We start from the raw sequence: 13,375 nt of genomic DNA, 5'->3' as shown, positions 1-13,375 counted from the left end.
ATTATCCAACGGCACCTGATCAAGCCGTTGTCTGGCAACCGGCCTGTCCCCCGCCGCGCCAGACAAAGGACAAAGGCCTTATCCCCCTCTCCGGGCCTTTGTCCATCATTCGAAGAAGCCGCCGCGACAAGCCTCCTGTCGTCGGCGGCTTCTCGGTTTCAGGCAATTGTCTTGCCCGTGATCCTTGATTGTCTTCCGTTGAAAACCGGCATAGCTTCCGGTCATGGACTTTGACCGGACGGAGTCGGCAGCATATCTCGCCAATCTCCTGGCGAAGGCGGCGTCCCGCACCCTTCAGGCGCGGGCGGACGGGGCCGGCTTTGCGCCCGGCCAGTTCCCGGTCCTGCTGGAGCTTTGGAACGGCGACGGCCTCACTCAGCGCGAACTTCTCGACCGCCTCGACATCGAACAGGCGACGATGGCCAACACGCTCGCCCGCATGCAGCGCGACGGCCTCATTTCGCGCCGCCGCCATCCCAAGGACAGGCGCGCGCAACTGGTCTTCCTGACCGAGCGCGGCAAGGCGCTGCGCGAGACGGCGATGGAGGCGGCAAGCGCCACGGAAGACGCGCTCTTCCACGGCTTCCGCCGCTTCGAGCGGGAGCTGCTGCTGGAATATATGCGCATGGTGCTGGCCAATCTCGGCCGCGAACCGCGGATCTGAGAACACCAGAATCGTCATACGATTTGCCCTCCCCGACGCGATCGGTCTAATGTCGCGCCGAGTTTCGCAAGGATTCGACCATGACCAATATTCTGCCCGTCCTCGACCACGCCAGCGCCGGCATTCCGGCGAGCCTCGAACGCATGTTCGAACTCGTGCGCATCAAGTCCATCTCCACCGATCCGGCCTACAAGGCGGAGTGCCGCCGGGCGGCCGAATGGCTGGTGACGGAGCTGCGCACGCTCGGCTTCGACGCGACGGTGCGCGACACGCCCGGCCACCCGATGGTCGTCGCCCATCATGACGGCGCGAAGCCCGATGCGCCGCATGTGCTGTTCTATGGTCACTACGACGTCCAGCCGGTCGATCCGCTGAACCTGTGGGACCACGATCCCTTCGAGCCCGCCGTGCGTGATGCCGGCGGCGGGCGCCGCATCATCACCGGCCGCGGCACCTCCGACGACAAGGGCCAGCTCCTGACCTTCGTGGAAGCCTGCCGCGCCTACAAGGAAACGGCGGGCGCGCTGCCCTGCCGCGTCACCATCCTCTTCGAAGGCGAGGAGGAATCCGGTTCGCCCTCGCTGAAACCCTTCCTCGAAGCCAATGCGGCGGAGCTCAAGGCGGATTTCGCCCTCGTCTGCGATACCAGCATGTGGGACGCCGATACGCCGGCGATTTCCGCGGGCCTGCGCGGCCTCGTCGGCGAGGAAGTGGTGGTCAAGGCAGCCGATCGCGACCTGCATTCCGGCTATTTCGGCGGTGCCGCCGCAAACCCCATCCATATCCTTTCGAACATCCTCGCCGGCCTGCACGACGAGACCGGCCGCGTGACGCTCGACGGTTTTTACGACGGCGTCGAGGAGACCCCGACGCAGATCAAGGCGGCCTGGGAAAAGCTCGGCAGTTCGTCGGAAAGTTTTTTGGGCGAGATCGGCCTGTCTATCCCGTCCGGCGAAAAGGGCCGCTCGGTGCTGGAACTCACCTGGGCGCGCCCGACCGCCGAAGTGAACGGTATCACCGGCGGCTACACCGGCGAAGGTTTCAAAACGGTCATCGCAGCGGAAGCCTCGGCGAAGGTCTCCTTCCGCCTGGTCGGGAAGCAGGATCCGGCAAAGATCCGCGACGCTTTCCGCGCCTATGTGCGGGCAAAAATCCCGGCCGACTGCTCGGTGGCGTTCCATGCCCATGGCGGCTCGCCGGCGATCCAGCTTCCTTACGATTCCGCGCTGCTCGGCAAGGCGAAGAACGCGCTTTCCGACGAATGGCCGAAACCCGCCGTCGTCATCGGCATGGGCGGCTCCATCCCGATCGTTGGCGATTTCCAAAAAATGCTCGGCATGGAATCCTTGCTCGTCGGCTTTGCGCTGTCGGACGACCGCATCCATTCGCCGAACGAGAAATACGAGCTGCGCTCCTTCGAGAAGGGCATCCGCTCCTGGGTGCGCATCCTCTCGGCGCTCGCGGCGCGCTGACCAAGATGTGATGGCACGGTTGACCGGCGTTAACCGGACGGAACGGATATGCTGGTCAACTGGTTAAACAAGGACCGCATCGCGGACAGGCGATGACAGGTCCACACAATGGGGAAGGAACGGAATGGCGGTAGACGGATGGATTGCGAGAGAGCCTTGCTGCTCAGGCGATGGGGCGCCGGGGGCAGGGGATAGGGCAGGATGAAGCGGCTGAAAAAATTCTTCTGGCCGCTCGTCAGCACCGCCGCGATCATCCTGTCGATCTACATCCTCTACAAGGACCTGCGCGGCCTGTCGCTTGCGGAGTTCATGGCGAGCGTTCACGCCATTCCGGTTTCCGGCTGGATCCTCGCGAGCGTCGCGACGCTCGTCGCCTATGCGGCGCTTGCCGCTTACGACCACCTGGCGCTGGAACATCTCGGCCACCGCATCTCGCTGTGGTTCATCACCATCACCTCGTTCACCACCTATGCCCTGTCGCACACGATCGGCGCCTCGGTGTTTTCCGGCGCGCTGGTGCGCTACCGCGCCTATACGTCGAAGGGCCTGACCGGGTCGGAGGTGGGCGTCCTCGTCGCCTTCTGCTCCTTCACCTTCGCGCTCGGCACCTTCATGCTGTTCGGGCTGGTGCTGGTGCTGGAACCAGCGATCATCGAGCGCTTCGCCGCCTTCCTGCCGATCGAGGCGGCGCTGTCGACCGGCTGGCTGATCCTGGCACTGGTGGCGCTCTATGTGGTGGGAAGCCTCGTCGGTTTCCGGCCGGTCCATACGCGCTGGCTGCGGCTGGAATATCCCAAGCCCTCGCTGGTGTTCCGCCAGCTCTTCATCGCGCCGATCGAGCTCATCGGGGCGGCGGCGATCATCTATTTCGTGCTGCCGGCGGAGGGAAATCCGGGCTTCTTCGTCGTGCTCGGGATCTTCCTTGCCTCCTTCTCCGTGGCGCTGCTGTCGCATGCGCCGGGCGGTATCGGCGTGCTCGAACTGGTCTTCATCGCCGGCCTGCCGGACATGGACCCGGCAACGGTGCTGGCGGCCCTTGCGGTCTTCCGGCTGTTCTACCTGATCATCCCGTTCATCATGGCGCTGGTGGTCGTGCTCATCTTCGAACGGCAGCGTTTTCTTGCCCGCCCGAGCAATGGCGACGATTAAGCGGCGGAGAGTTTCGGTTCATCTCGTATTCAGTCGAATTGTTTCATGCTGTCATCCGTCTTGATCACTGTACAACAGTGACTATCCAAGGGAGACCGACATGAAGACAACGATCAAGGGCGGCATTGCCGCTGCCATGGCCGTCGCCATGTTTGCCACGACCTTCGTAACGGCGCCGGCCTTCGCCATGCCGATGCCGAAGGTCGGCGCGTCGCAGGCATCCGACGTCGAACAGGTTCAATATCGCCGCGAACGTCGTGGCTGGTACGGCGGCCATCGCGGCTATCGTTACGAGCGCCGCGGCTATCGCCGTCACTCGGATGGCTGGTGGTATCCGCTGGCTGCCTTCGGCGCCGGCGCGATCATCGGTGGCGCGATCGCCAATGACGGCTATTCCCAGCCGCGCTACGAAGGCATCAACCCGCGCCACACCGAATGGTGCTATGCGCGCTACCGCTCGTACCGTGACTACGACAACACGTACCAGCCGAACTATGGCGGCCGCCGCCAGTGCCTTTCGCCTTACTATTGAGGCTTTTTCTCGGGCGGTCCTAAGGGCCGCCCGAAGTCTTTTCGGCTGTTACTTCTCCGGCAGGTCCGTCGTCACGGCGGTAGGGCGAAGGCGGCCGACCTCGCCGATGCTCACATAGAGTTGCAGCAGCGGCGGAACGAGGGCCTGCGACGCCTTGGCGACCGCCTCGTTATAGGCCTTGACGTCCGCCTCAGCCTCGATCGTCTTGCCCGCATTGGCGAAGATCATGACGATCATCCCGTTCATGGCGGCATTCACCTGGGCGGCCGCCTTCGGGCCTTCCGCCGTGGTGAACATCGGCATCATCGACAGGTTCTGCGCGCTGACGCGGCTGACGATCTCCTGCAGCTTGAACACCTGGTCCTGGATATCGAGCCCGGCCGCCTGCTTTTGCGTGACGACCGCGTAGAGGCCCTGGAAGTCCTCCATCTTCTGGCGCAGGTCGCTGTAGTTGCGGATCACGAAATCGGTCTTGATCTTCTGCTCCTCGAAGGTGGCGTTCACCTGGGGGGCCAAATAATAGGTGCCTATACCGCCGACCATCAGCGCAAGCGTCGTGAACCACATCGGGGTCCGGTCCGCGACGAGGAATGTGCGCACGGCCTCGCGCTTCTTGCGGGGGCTTTCCGTCGACGAGGCTTCCGCGAATTCGGCCATCTGGCACTCCACCTTCTGTGACGGGCGTTAGTTGTAACCGCCGATGACGGCATGACAACCCCGGCGGCGCTGCACCCTGTGCGAGGCGCAAACGATTGAGAAATTGGCGCTTTCCGTTTCCGATTTCTTAACCACCCCTTAAATCGCCGCATTTAAGGTTCACCCGACGGCGATATTTTTGAGGGTGTACCCGACCGCTTATGGCAGCCAATCGCAAATCCCAGCGCATCGAACCGTCCTTTCAAGGGTCGGGAGGCCGCAACGACGACGACGATTTTCACGTCGGCGCGGGGGATCGCGTGGCGGGTGGCGCCGGGCGCAAGGGTCGGGGCAAGCCGCCGAAGGCCGAACGGCCGCGGCGCGGCGCCCGCGGGCGCCGGCAAGCTTCGGGCGGTGGCATCTTCGGCCTGTTCCGCCGGCTGTTCTACTGGTGCGTCGTGCTCGGCATCTGGGGCGCCATCGGCGTTGGCGGCCTCGTGCTCTATTACGGCGCGCGCATGCCGAGCGCCACGAGCTGGTCCATCCCCGACCGGCCGCCGAACATCAAGATCCTCGCCGTCAGCGGCGACGCCATCGCCAATCGCGGCCTCACCGGCGGCGAGGCGCTGTCGCTCGAAAACATGTCGCCCTATATCCCCCAGGCCGTCATCGCCATCGAGGACCGGCGCTTCTATTCGCATTTCGGCATCGATCCGCTCGGCCTTGCCCGGGCGATGTTCACCAATGTCACCACCGGCCGCATGGTGCAGGGCGGCTCGACGCTGACGCAGCAGCTCGCGAAGAACATGTTCCTCTCGCCGGAGCGCACGCTGGAGCGCAAGGTGCAGGAAGTGCTGCTCGCCTTCTGGCTGGAGCACAAATATTCCAAGGACCAGATCCTTGCGATGTATCTCAACCGCGTGTTCTTCGGCTCGAATTCCTACGGCGTCGAGGCCGCCTCGCGGCGCTACTTCAACAAGTCGGCGCGCGATGTGAACCTCGGCGAGGCAGCCCTTCTCGCCGGCCTCCTCAAGGCGCCCTCGCGCCTCTCGCCGGCCCGTGATCCGGAGGCGGCGGAAGCCCGCGCCCAGGTCGTGCTCGGCGCCATGCGCGAAGAAGGTTTCGTCACCGACACCGAGATCAAGACCGCGATGTCGCAGACGCCGGCACGCGCAAAAAGCTACTGGTCGGGTGCCCAGCATTACGCCGCCGACATGGTCATGGCGCAGCTTCCCGGCATGATCGGCGACATTACCGAAGACCTCGTCATCGACACGACGATCGACCTCGACCTCGAAAAGAAGGCCGACGAGGCTCTCACCACGCTTCTCGACAAGGAAGGCGCGAAATCCGCCGCCTCGCAGGCCGCCCTCGTCTCGATCGACGGCACGGGTGCGATCCGCGCGCTGGTCGGCGGGCGCGACTATGCCGAAAGCCAGTTCGACCGCGCCTCCAAGGCCAAGCGCCAGCCCGGCTCCGCCTTCAAGCCCTTCGTCTATGCGGCAGCGCTCGAAGCCGGCCGCTCGCCGCTCTCGGTGCGCAATGATGCACCGGTGCGGATCGGCAAATGGACACCGGAGAACTACGACCAGAAATATCGCGGCGAGGTCACGCTCTCCTCCGCGCTCGCCAATTCGCTGAACACGATCGCGGCCCAACTCGTCATGGAGGTCGGTCCGGACGAAGTCATCAAACTCGCCCGCCGGCTTGGCATCGAATCGGAGCTGCAATCGAACGCCTCCATCGCGCTCGGCACGTCGGAAGTGACGCTCGTCGAGCTGACGGCCGCCTACGCCCCCTTCATGAACGGCGGCTACAAGGCCACCCCGCACATCATCCGCCGCATTTCGACCGCCGACGGCCGGGTGCTCTACGAAAACACCTACGACAACCCGCCCCGCGTGCTGGAGCCCAACATCGTCTCCATGATGAACGGCATGATGATGCGCGTTATCACCGAGGGCACCGGCAAGAACGCCCGCATTCCCGGCTGGCAGGCCGCCGGCAAGTCCGGCACGACCCAGTCCTTCCGCGACGCGCTCTTCGTCGGCTACACGAGCAATCTCACGACCGGCGTCTGGTTCGGCAATGACGACGGCAAGTCGATGAAGAAGGTGACCGGCGGCGGGCTCCCCGCAAAAGCCTGGAGCAGCTTCATGACCGCTGCCCACGAGGGCCTCAGCCCGTCACCGCTCTTCGGCACGGCCGGCGGCGATCAGCCGGTGGTGGACGGCACGCAGCCCGTCCCCGAAGAAGGCGGCGACCAGCTCTTCGACATCATCTCCCGCACGCTCGGCACCGACGAGCGCCCGGCCGACAACGGTTCGGCTGTCGCGAGCGAGCAGACGGGCGCCGTCCCCATAGACGATGGGCTGATTCCGCCTGCGGATGTCGGCGAGCAGCGGCAGACCGGCACGCGCCGAACGACCCTTCTCGACGTCCTTTTGGGCGGCTAGTGCATAGCCGAACTATCCCTAGGCGATGGTGACATTCTCGGGCTCAGCGGGATGATCCATCCAGATCCGGATACGCTTTTTCACGGATGGAACGTGCGCGATGGCGTATTGAGGCTCATTCGCGTCAAACAGAATAAGCTCATTGTTCGGCGTGTTCAGAATGCCATCGAAATCGGGCTGCTTTGCCTCAACAATCTCGGAAGCCGGCCCGAACGTCACATGCGTATCCGTCGTTCCAGTAGGTTGCCGGAATGAGAATGCAGTCCTGCGAAGTCAGAACCCTCTCCGGTCCATATGCGTTTGAATATGAATATTCCGGCGACCCGCAGCGTAGAAGCTGACATACTTTGGCGCGATCGACAGATGTTGCATGGTCATAAACCTCGCCTCGATAAAAGCCCGGCCCCAGCAAATTGACGGCAAGACAGATGGCGCCGCCTCTGCTCAACCCCAGGCGATAACGACGTTTGAAGGCTCGACCGGGTGATCGAGCCATACACGGACACGCGTTTTCGTTAACGGCACCGTCGTTTTGAAGTACTCGGATACCGTTGCGCCAAAAACAATAAGCTGTTTTTGAGCCGTATCGAGAACCCCATCAAAAGTCGGTTTGGCTGTTTCGTTTAGCTCGTCGAATGGACCGAAAGTGACATTCGTATCGCCGTGGTTCCAGTCATAGGCGGGAACGTTTATACACTGGGAAGATGCAAAGATTCCTTGGCGGTCCATATGCATAGGGATGTCGACGTCAGTGCGACCAGCTATATATATGCTGAGATATTCTGGCGCGATCGCAAGAGTTTTAACAGACATGACCTTCAATAAATCCCTTTAGATATAAAGCCACCTTGTGACTTGCTGCACCACTGGCCGCCAAGGCCGCCGGCAATGTTGTAGGCCGGGTCAGCACACGCTTGAATACGCGCACCGATGACCGCCGACCGCGCCCTTTGGCTTGACGCCCGCAAGGAACCTCACCACATTGCGTCTTACAGACGGTTCACCCTTCTCATGGCGCTGATTTTGCGAGCTTTGCGGCCGCACGATGTCTTGCAGTCGTCTGGACTGCTCCTTATATACGCCGCAAGGCTTCGGCTCAGGCTCAAGCTTTCGAGAAGACCATACCATTAGGGGCTGCCAAAAGAATGCCTGAATGGGTTCCGGCAGTTCGCTTCAAGGAGAGAATGACATGGCTAAAGTAATCGGTATCGACCTCGGAACGACCAATTCCTGCGTTTCCGTCATGGACGGCAAGGACGCGAAAGTGATCGAAAATGCCGAAGGCGCGCGCACGACCCCGTCGATCGTCGCCTTCAATGATGATGGCGAGCGCCTGACCGGCCAGCCGGCAAAGCGCCAGGCCGTCACCAACCCGGAAAACACCCTGTTCGCAGTGAAGCGCCTCATCGGCCGCCGCTACGACGACAAGCTCGTCGAGAAGGACAAGGGTCTCGTCCCCTACAAGATCGTCAAGGGCGACAATGGCGACGCCTGGGTCCAGGCCCATGGCACGGGCTATTCCCCCTCGCAGATCTCCGCGATGATCCTTCAGAAGATGAAGGAAACCGCCGAATCCTACCTTGGTGAAAAGGTCACGCAGGCCGTCATCACGGTTCCCGCCTACTTCAACGACGCGCAGCGCCAGGCAACCAAGGATGCCGGCAAGATCGCGGGTCTTGAAGTCCTGCGCATCATCAACGAGCCGACGGCTGCCGCGCTTGCCTACGGCCTCGACAAGAAGGACGGCAAGACTATCGCCGTCTACGACCTCGGCGGCGGCACGTTCGACATCTCGGTTCTCGAAATCGGCGACGGCGTCTTCGAAGTGAAGTCGACCAACGGCGACACCTTCCTCGGCGGTGAAGACTTCGACATGCGTCTCGTCGAATATCTCGCAGCAGAGTTCAAGAAGGACCAGGGCATCGACCTGAAGAACGACAAGCTCGCCCTTCAGCGCCTCAAGGAAGCCGCCGAAAAGGCCAAGATCGAGCTGTCTTCCTCGCAGCAGACCGAAATCAACCTGCCGTTCATCACCGCGGATGCTTCCGGCCCGAAGCACCTGACGATGAAGCTGTCGCGCGCCAAGTTCGAAAGCCTGGTCGACGATCTCGTCCAGCGCACCGTCGCGCCCTGCAAGGCAGCCCTCAAGGATGCCGGCGTCACGGCGGCCGAGATCGACGAAGTCGTTCTCGTCGGCGGCATGAGCCGCATGCCGAAGGTGCAGGAAGTCGTCAAGCAGCTGTTCGGCAAGGAGCCGCACAAGGGCGTCAACCCGGATGAAGTGGTCGCCATGGGCGCCGCCATCCAGGCCGGCGTTCTCCAGGGCGACGTCAAGGACGTCCTTCTCCTCGACGTGACCCCGCTGTCTCTCGGCATCGAAACGCTGGGCGGCGTCTTCACCCGTCTGATCGAGCGCAACACGACGATCCCGACGAAGAAGAGCCAGACCTTCTCGACCGCCGAAGACAACCAGTCGGCCGTGACCATCCGCGTCAGCCAGGGCGAGCGCGAAATGGCTGCGGACAACAAGCTGCTCGGCCAGTTCGACCTCGTCGGCATTCCGCCGGCACCGCGCGGCATGCCGCAGATCGAAGTCACCTTCGACATCGACGCCAACGGCATCGTGCAGGTCTCGGCCAAGGACAAGGGCACCGGCAAGGAGCACCAGATCCGCATCCAGGCCTCCGGTGGCCTCTCCGACGCCGACATCGAGAAGATGGTGAAGGACGCCGAAGCCAATGCCGAGGCCGACAAGAAGCGCCGTGAGGGCGTCGAGGCGAAGAACCAGGCCGAAAGCCTGATCCATTCGTCGGAAAAGTCGCTCAAGGAATATGGCGACAAGGTCACGGAGCAAGACCGCAAGGCCATCGAGGACGCCATCGCCTCGCTGAAGACCGCCGTCGAAGCCTCGGAACCCGATGCCGACGACATCAAGGCGAAGACCAACACGCTCATGGAAGTCTCCATGAAGCTTGGTCAGGCGATCTACGAGGCCCAGCAGGCCGAAGAGAACGCGTCTTCCGGTGAGGCCGGCGACAATGTCGTCGATGCGGACTACGAAGAAGTCAAGGACGAGGACGACCGCAAGAAGTCGGCCTGAGCCTCCTGAAAAACCGGCCGCCACAAGCGGCCGGTGCAACGGATAGCAAAAGGGCGGAAGTCAGCGCGAAGGGAACAAGGCCAAGATGATCACTCCCGTTGCAAGCGGTGACGATGTCCTGGTCTTTCCTTCGCTCCGGCTTCCGCCTTTTTGCGTGTCCGGTTTCCAGCGCAGGCTGAAGGCAAGCTTGTTCATCCATAACAAGAAGACCGTTCCACTGAAACGGACGTGAACCCGAATGGCAAAAGCTGATTTTTACGAGACGCTGGGTGTCTCCAAGACCGCCGACGAGAAGGAGCTGAAGAGCGCCTTCCGCAAGATGGCGATGAAGTATCACCCGGACAAGAATCCGGGCGATGCCACGGCCGAGCAGACGTTCAAGAACGTCAACGAGGCCTATGAGACGCTGAAGGACCCGCAGAAGCGCGCGGCCTACGACCGCTACGGCCACGCTGCTTTCGAGCAGGGCGGCATGGGCGGTGGCGGCGGTGCCGGCTTCCAGGGCGGCGGCTTCTCCGACATCTTCGAAGACATCTTTGGCGAGATGATGGGCGGCGGGCGCCAGCGGCGCTCCTCTGGTGGGCGCGAGCGCGGCGGCGATCTGCGCTACAACATGGAAATCTCGCTGGAAGAGGCCTATGCCGGCAAGACCGCGCAGATCCGCGTGCCGACGTCGATCACCTGCGACGTCTGTTCCGGCTCGGGCGCGAAACCCGGCACCAGCCCGAAGACCTGCGCCACCTGCCAGGGTTCCGGCCGCGTGCGCGCCGCACAGGGCTTCTTCTCGATCGAGCGCACCTGCCCGACCTGCCACGGCCGCGGCCAGACGATCAGCGATCCCTGCACTAAGTGCCACGGCCATGGCCGCGTGACGGAAGAGCGTTCGCTCTCGGTCAACATTCCGGCCGGTATCGAGGACGGCACGCGTATCCGGCTGTCCGGCGAAGGTGAGGCGGGCGTACGTGGTGGACCGGCGGGCGATCTCTACATCTTCCTGTCGGTGAAGCCGCACGAGTTCTTCCAGCGCGACGGCGCGGACCTCTATTGCACCGTGCCGATCTCGATGACGACGGCCGCCCTCGGCGGCACCTTCGACGTGGCGACGCTCGATGCCACCAAGTCGCGCGTGACGGTGCCGGAAGGCACGCAGGCCGGCCGCCAGTTTCGGCTGAAGGGCAAGGGCATGCCGGTGCTGCGCTCCGCGCAGGTCGGCGATCTCTACATCCAGATCCAGATCGAGACGCCGCAGAAGCTGACCAAGCGCCAGCGCGAACTGCTCAAGGAATTCGAGGAGATTTCCTCGAAGGAAAACAACCCGGAATCCGCGGGCTTCTTCGCGCGGATGAAGGAATTCTTCGAGGGCTGATAGCTTGCACGGAAGACTTCGGACCTCTCCTCCGTCATGGTCGGGCTTGACCCGACCATCCACGCCACACCCCGCCGATGGATCCTCGGGTCAAGCCCGAGGATGACGCGCGAGGGGGCGAAACCTGTCAAAAGCCGGGGTGGAAACACCCCGGCTTTTTTCATGCGGCGCGCAGGATGAAGTTCGAAAACCGCTTCTGCACGAAGGGCGAGACAAAGAAGACGATGGCGAACACCATCATCGGCGCGATCACCGCCGTGCGCTGCCAGATGGTCCAGCCTTCGGTGAGCGGCAGCACGATGTAGAGGATCGTGGTGATCAGCGGATAGACGGGCACCAGCATGGCGAGCGCGAAGTGCAGTTTCGAGAGTTTGCGGGCAGGAGCGGGCGTGGTCATTGGGAGGAGCCTTTATAGAACGGAACGTTTCGTTTATATAGAAACGATACGTTCCGTTCAAGTGCCTTCCGTGCTAGAAGAACGAAAAAAGGAAAAGCCAGATGACCGAGGCAGAGTTAAAGCCCGCCCGCCGTTCGATCGGCGCCACGCGCAATCCCGCAAGCCAGGAGGCGATCCTGGCGGCGGCGGAGGCGGTGCTGCTGGAAAACGGGCTCGCCGGCTTCTCCATCGAGGCGGTGGCGCGGCGCGCGCGCGCCGGCAAGCCGACGATCTATCGCTGGTGGCCGTCGCAGGCCGCCCTGCTGCTCGATGTCTATCACAGCCACAAGCGGATCAATTTCATCTTCCCCGACCGGGGCAATATCCGCGATGACCTGCGCGCCTATCTCACCGGCATTCTAAAGACCTGGCGGGATGGCACGAGTGGCGAAGTCTTCCGCTGCGTGGTGGCAAGGGCGCAGGAAGAGCCGGCAGCGCTTGCGGCCCTCTCGGCCTATATGGCTGACCGCCGCTGCCAGAGCGGCAAGATCGTCGAGAAGGCGCAGGAGCGCGGCGAGGTTCGCCCGGACGTCAACGCCGAACTCGTCACGGAAATCCTGTCGAGCTTCGCCTGGGGCCGGCTGTTGACCGAACGGCTGGATGTCTCCGAAGCCGAGGTCGAGGCCGTCGTCGATACGGTGATTGGCGGTATCCTGACGAAACCGGCGGCCTGAGCCGCCGTCAGTTCGCGATGCGGACCAGCATCAGCTTGCCATCGCCGTCCTGTTTGACCGCGACGCCCTCATAGCTGTTCAGCAAAGGGTGGCTCGTTTCGATCGGGTGGTGGTGCGTCGCGGTGATGACGACGACACCGGCGCCGGCACTCTCGCCGGCAAGAATGCCCGCGGGCACATCCTCGAAGACCAGGCAATCGGCCGGATCGACGCCGAGGCGCGAAGCGCCCAGCTTGTAGCCGTCCGGCGCCGGCTTGCCTTTCTTCACGTCGTCCGCCGTTACGATCACCTCGGGCAGCGGGATGCCCGCGGCGGCAAGACGGCGGCGGGCCAGCGCCACCGGTGCCGAGGTGACGATGCCCCAGCGTCCCGCCGGCAACGAGGTCAGGAAGGCGATCGCGCCAGGGATCGGGATGACGCCGTCGACATCCTCCATCTCCTCGCGCTCGACCTCCTTGGCTTCGGCCACGGGATCGACGCCCGGCAGGCCGAGGCGGGTGATCGTGTCGATGCCGCGCACGCCATGCATGGTCGGCAGGAAGGTCGCGACGTCGAGGCCGTGTTTCAGCGCCCACCGGGTCCAGACCCGCTCCGTCGCCGGAATGGAGTTGATGATCGTGCCGTCCATGTCGAACAGGAAGGCGGAAAACGGGCGATCGAAGACGGGACGGGCGGAAGAGGACAAGGCGAAAACCTGTGGGAGCTGGGAGGGGAGGATGCAACGCATGGGCGGGCTTTCCGATTACCCCCTTGCGCCCGCGCAGGCAACCGCCCTCACGCCATCGTGTGCGCGGTCCTTTGCATCGGTCCGGCAAACCCCTATCTAGGGGGCGAGCCGACAATCGGCGCACGATCTTTCTGTTGTTGCCGCATTTATGCGGGTCCAAGTG

Annotated in this window: 13 protein-coding genes; 8 read left to right on the top strand and 5 right to left on the bottom strand. The window is 63.2% G+C overall.

Annotated features, from left to right (window positions below):
• The first annotated feature begins 223 nt into the window (after window positions 1-223).
• The 4 genes from AC1Q6Z_RS16605 to AC1Q6Z_RS16590 all read left to right on the top strand — a co-directional run bounded on the left by AC1Q6Z_RS16605 (window position 224) and on the right by AC1Q6Z_RS16590 (window position 3,817).
• A complete protein-coding gene (locus AC1Q6Z_RS16605) occupies window positions 224-664 on the top strand; it encodes a MarR family winged helix-turn-helix transcriptional regulator (RefSeq protein ID WP_256121365.1) in 441 nt (146 codons plus the stop codon).
• A gap of 80 nt (window positions 665-744) precedes the next feature.
• A complete protein-coding gene (locus AC1Q6Z_RS16600; RefSeq protein ID WP_256121366.1) occupies window positions 745-2,136 on the top strand; it encodes a dipeptidase in 1,392 nt (463 codons plus the stop codon).
• 201 nt (window positions 2,137-2,337) lie between these two features.
• Window positions 2,338-3,285, top strand: coding sequence for a lysylphosphatidylglycerol synthase domain-containing protein (locus tag AC1Q6Z_RS16595; protein ID WP_256121367.1), 948 nt, complete (start codon window positions 2,338-2,340; stop codon window positions 3,283-3,285).
• A gap of 100 nt (window positions 3,286-3,385) precedes the next feature.
• On the top strand, window positions 3,386-3,817 hold the full coding sequence (locus AC1Q6Z_RS16590) for a BA14K family protein (protein ID WP_435266906.1): 432 nt from the start codon (window positions 3,386-3,388) through the stop codon (window positions 3,815-3,817).
• Window positions 3,818-3,865: 48 nt separating this feature from the next.
• Here AC1Q6Z_RS16590 and AC1Q6Z_RS16585 read toward each other — a convergent pair whose 3' ends face one another.
• A complete protein-coding gene (locus AC1Q6Z_RS16585) occupies window positions 3,866-4,474 on the bottom strand; it encodes a hypothetical protein (RefSeq protein ID WP_256121368.1) in 609 nt (202 codons plus the stop codon).
• 200 nt (window positions 4,475-4,674) lie between these two features.
• On the opposite strand from AC1Q6Z_RS16585, the gene AC1Q6Z_RS16580 reads away from it, so the two are divergent.
• Window positions 4,675-6,909, top strand: coding sequence for a transglycosylase domain-containing protein (locus AC1Q6Z_RS16580; RefSeq protein WP_492648592.1), 2,235 nt, complete (start codon window positions 4,675-4,677; stop codon window positions 6,907-6,909).
• A gap of 18 nt (window positions 6,910-6,927) precedes the next feature.
• On the opposite strand, the gene AC1Q6Z_RS16575 is transcribed toward AC1Q6Z_RS16580, so the two are convergent.
• Window positions 6,928-7,128 carry a hypothetical protein gene (locus AC1Q6Z_RS16575; protein ID WP_492648591.1) on the bottom strand — a complete coding sequence of 67 codons (201 nt, stop codon included), beginning with the start codon at window positions 7,126-7,128 and terminating at the stop codon, window positions 6,928-6,930.
• A gap of 225 nt (window positions 7,129-7,353) precedes the next feature.
• Window positions 7,354-7,722: a hypothetical protein gene (locus AC1Q6Z_RS16570; protein WP_492648590.1), complete on the bottom strand. Its 369-nt coding sequence runs from the start codon at window positions 7,720-7,722 to the stop codon at window positions 7,354-7,356.
• A 376-nt stretch (window positions 7,723-8,098) separates the two neighbouring features.
• Here AC1Q6Z_RS16570 and dnaK point away from each other — a divergent pair, with 376 nt between their 5' ends.
• Window positions 8,099-10,009, top strand: coding sequence for a molecular chaperone DnaK (gene dnaK / locus AC1Q6Z_RS16565; RefSeq protein ID WP_492648589.1), 1,911 nt, complete (start codon window positions 8,099-8,101; stop codon window positions 10,007-10,009).
• Window positions 10,010-10,247: 238 nt separating this feature from the next.
• A complete protein-coding gene (gene dnaJ / locus AC1Q6Z_RS16560) occupies window positions 10,248-11,375 on the top strand; it encodes a molecular chaperone DnaJ (RefSeq protein ID WP_256121371.1) in 1,128 nt (375 codons plus the stop codon).
• Between the two features lie 160 nt (window positions 11,376-11,535).
• On the opposite strand, the gene AC1Q6Z_RS16555 is transcribed toward dnaJ, so the two are convergent.
• On the bottom strand, window positions 11,536-11,772 hold the full coding sequence (locus AC1Q6Z_RS16555; protein WP_492648588.1) for a hypothetical protein: 237 nt from the start codon (window positions 11,770-11,772) through the stop codon (window positions 11,536-11,538).
• Window positions 11,773-11,873: 101 nt separating this feature from the next.
• On the opposite strand from AC1Q6Z_RS16555, the gene AC1Q6Z_RS16550 reads away from it, so the two are divergent.
• Complete coding sequence (locus AC1Q6Z_RS16550) at window positions 11,874-12,485, top strand: TetR/AcrR family transcriptional regulator (RefSeq protein ID WP_439614725.1); 612 nt, start codon at window positions 11,874-11,876, stop codon at window positions 12,483-12,485.
• A 7-nt stretch (window positions 12,486-12,492) separates the two neighbouring features.
• Here AC1Q6Z_RS16550 and AC1Q6Z_RS16545 read toward each other — a convergent pair whose 3' ends face one another.
• Window positions 12,493-13,212: an HAD family hydrolase gene (locus AC1Q6Z_RS16545; protein WP_492648587.1), complete on the bottom strand. Its 720-nt coding sequence runs from the start codon at window positions 13,210-13,212 to the stop codon at window positions 12,493-12,495.
• Window positions 13,213-13,375: the final 163 nt, after the last annotated feature.

It is taken from the genome of Shinella sp. GW835-FHT14H05 (genome assembly GCF_058793575.1).
Note: the sequence above shows the minus strand (reverse complement) of the source record. Positions and strands in the feature narration are given on the sequence as shown.

Bases quoted from the DNA above. Each gene is read 5' to 3' on its own strand.
- AC1Q6Z_RS16590 (WP_435266906.1), top strand. From the start codon at position 3,386: ATGAAGACAACGATCAAGGGCGGCATTGCCGCTGCCATGGCCGTCGCC.
- AC1Q6Z_RS16595 (WP_256121367.1), top strand. From the start codon at position 2,338: ATGAAGCGGCTGAAAAAATTCTTCTGGCCGCTCGTCAGCACCGCCGCG.
- AC1Q6Z_RS16550 (WP_439614725.1), top strand. From the start codon at position 11,874: ATGACCGAGGCAGAGTTAAAGCCCGCCCGCCGTTCGATCGGCGCCACG.
- AC1Q6Z_RS16545 (WP_492648587.1), bottom strand. From the start codon at position 13,212: ATGCGTTGCATCCTCCCCTCCCAGCTCCCACAGGTTTTCGCCTTGTCC.
- AC1Q6Z_RS16600 (WP_256121366.1), top strand. From the start codon at position 745: ATGACCAATATTCTGCCCGTCCTCGACCACGCCAGCGCCGGCATTCCG.
- AC1Q6Z_RS16570 (WP_492648590.1), bottom strand. From the start codon at position 7,722: ATGTCTGTTAAAACTCTTGCGATCGCGCCAGAATATCTCAGCATATAT.
- AC1Q6Z_RS16555 (WP_492648588.1), bottom strand. From the start codon at position 11,772: ATGACCACGCCCGCTCCTGCCCGCAAACTCTCGAAACTGCACTTCGCG.
- AC1Q6Z_RS16605 (WP_256121365.1), top strand. From the start codon at position 224: ATGGACTTTGACCGGACGGAGTCGGCAGCATATCTCGCCAATCTCCTG.
- AC1Q6Z_RS16580 (WP_492648592.1), top strand. From the start codon at position 4,675: ATGGCAGCCAATCGCAAATCCCAGCGCATCGAACCGTCCTTTCAAGGG.
- dnaK (WP_492648589.1), top strand. From the start codon at position 8,099: ATGGCTAAAGTAATCGGTATCGACCTCGGAACGACCAATTCCTGCGTT.
- dnaJ (WP_256121371.1), top strand. From the start codon at position 10,248: ATGGCAAAAGCTGATTTTTACGAGACGCTGGGTGTCTCCAAGACCGCC.
- AC1Q6Z_RS16585 (WP_256121368.1), bottom strand. From the start codon at position 4,474: ATGGCCGAATTCGCGGAAGCCTCGTCGACGGAAAGCCCCCGCAAGAAG.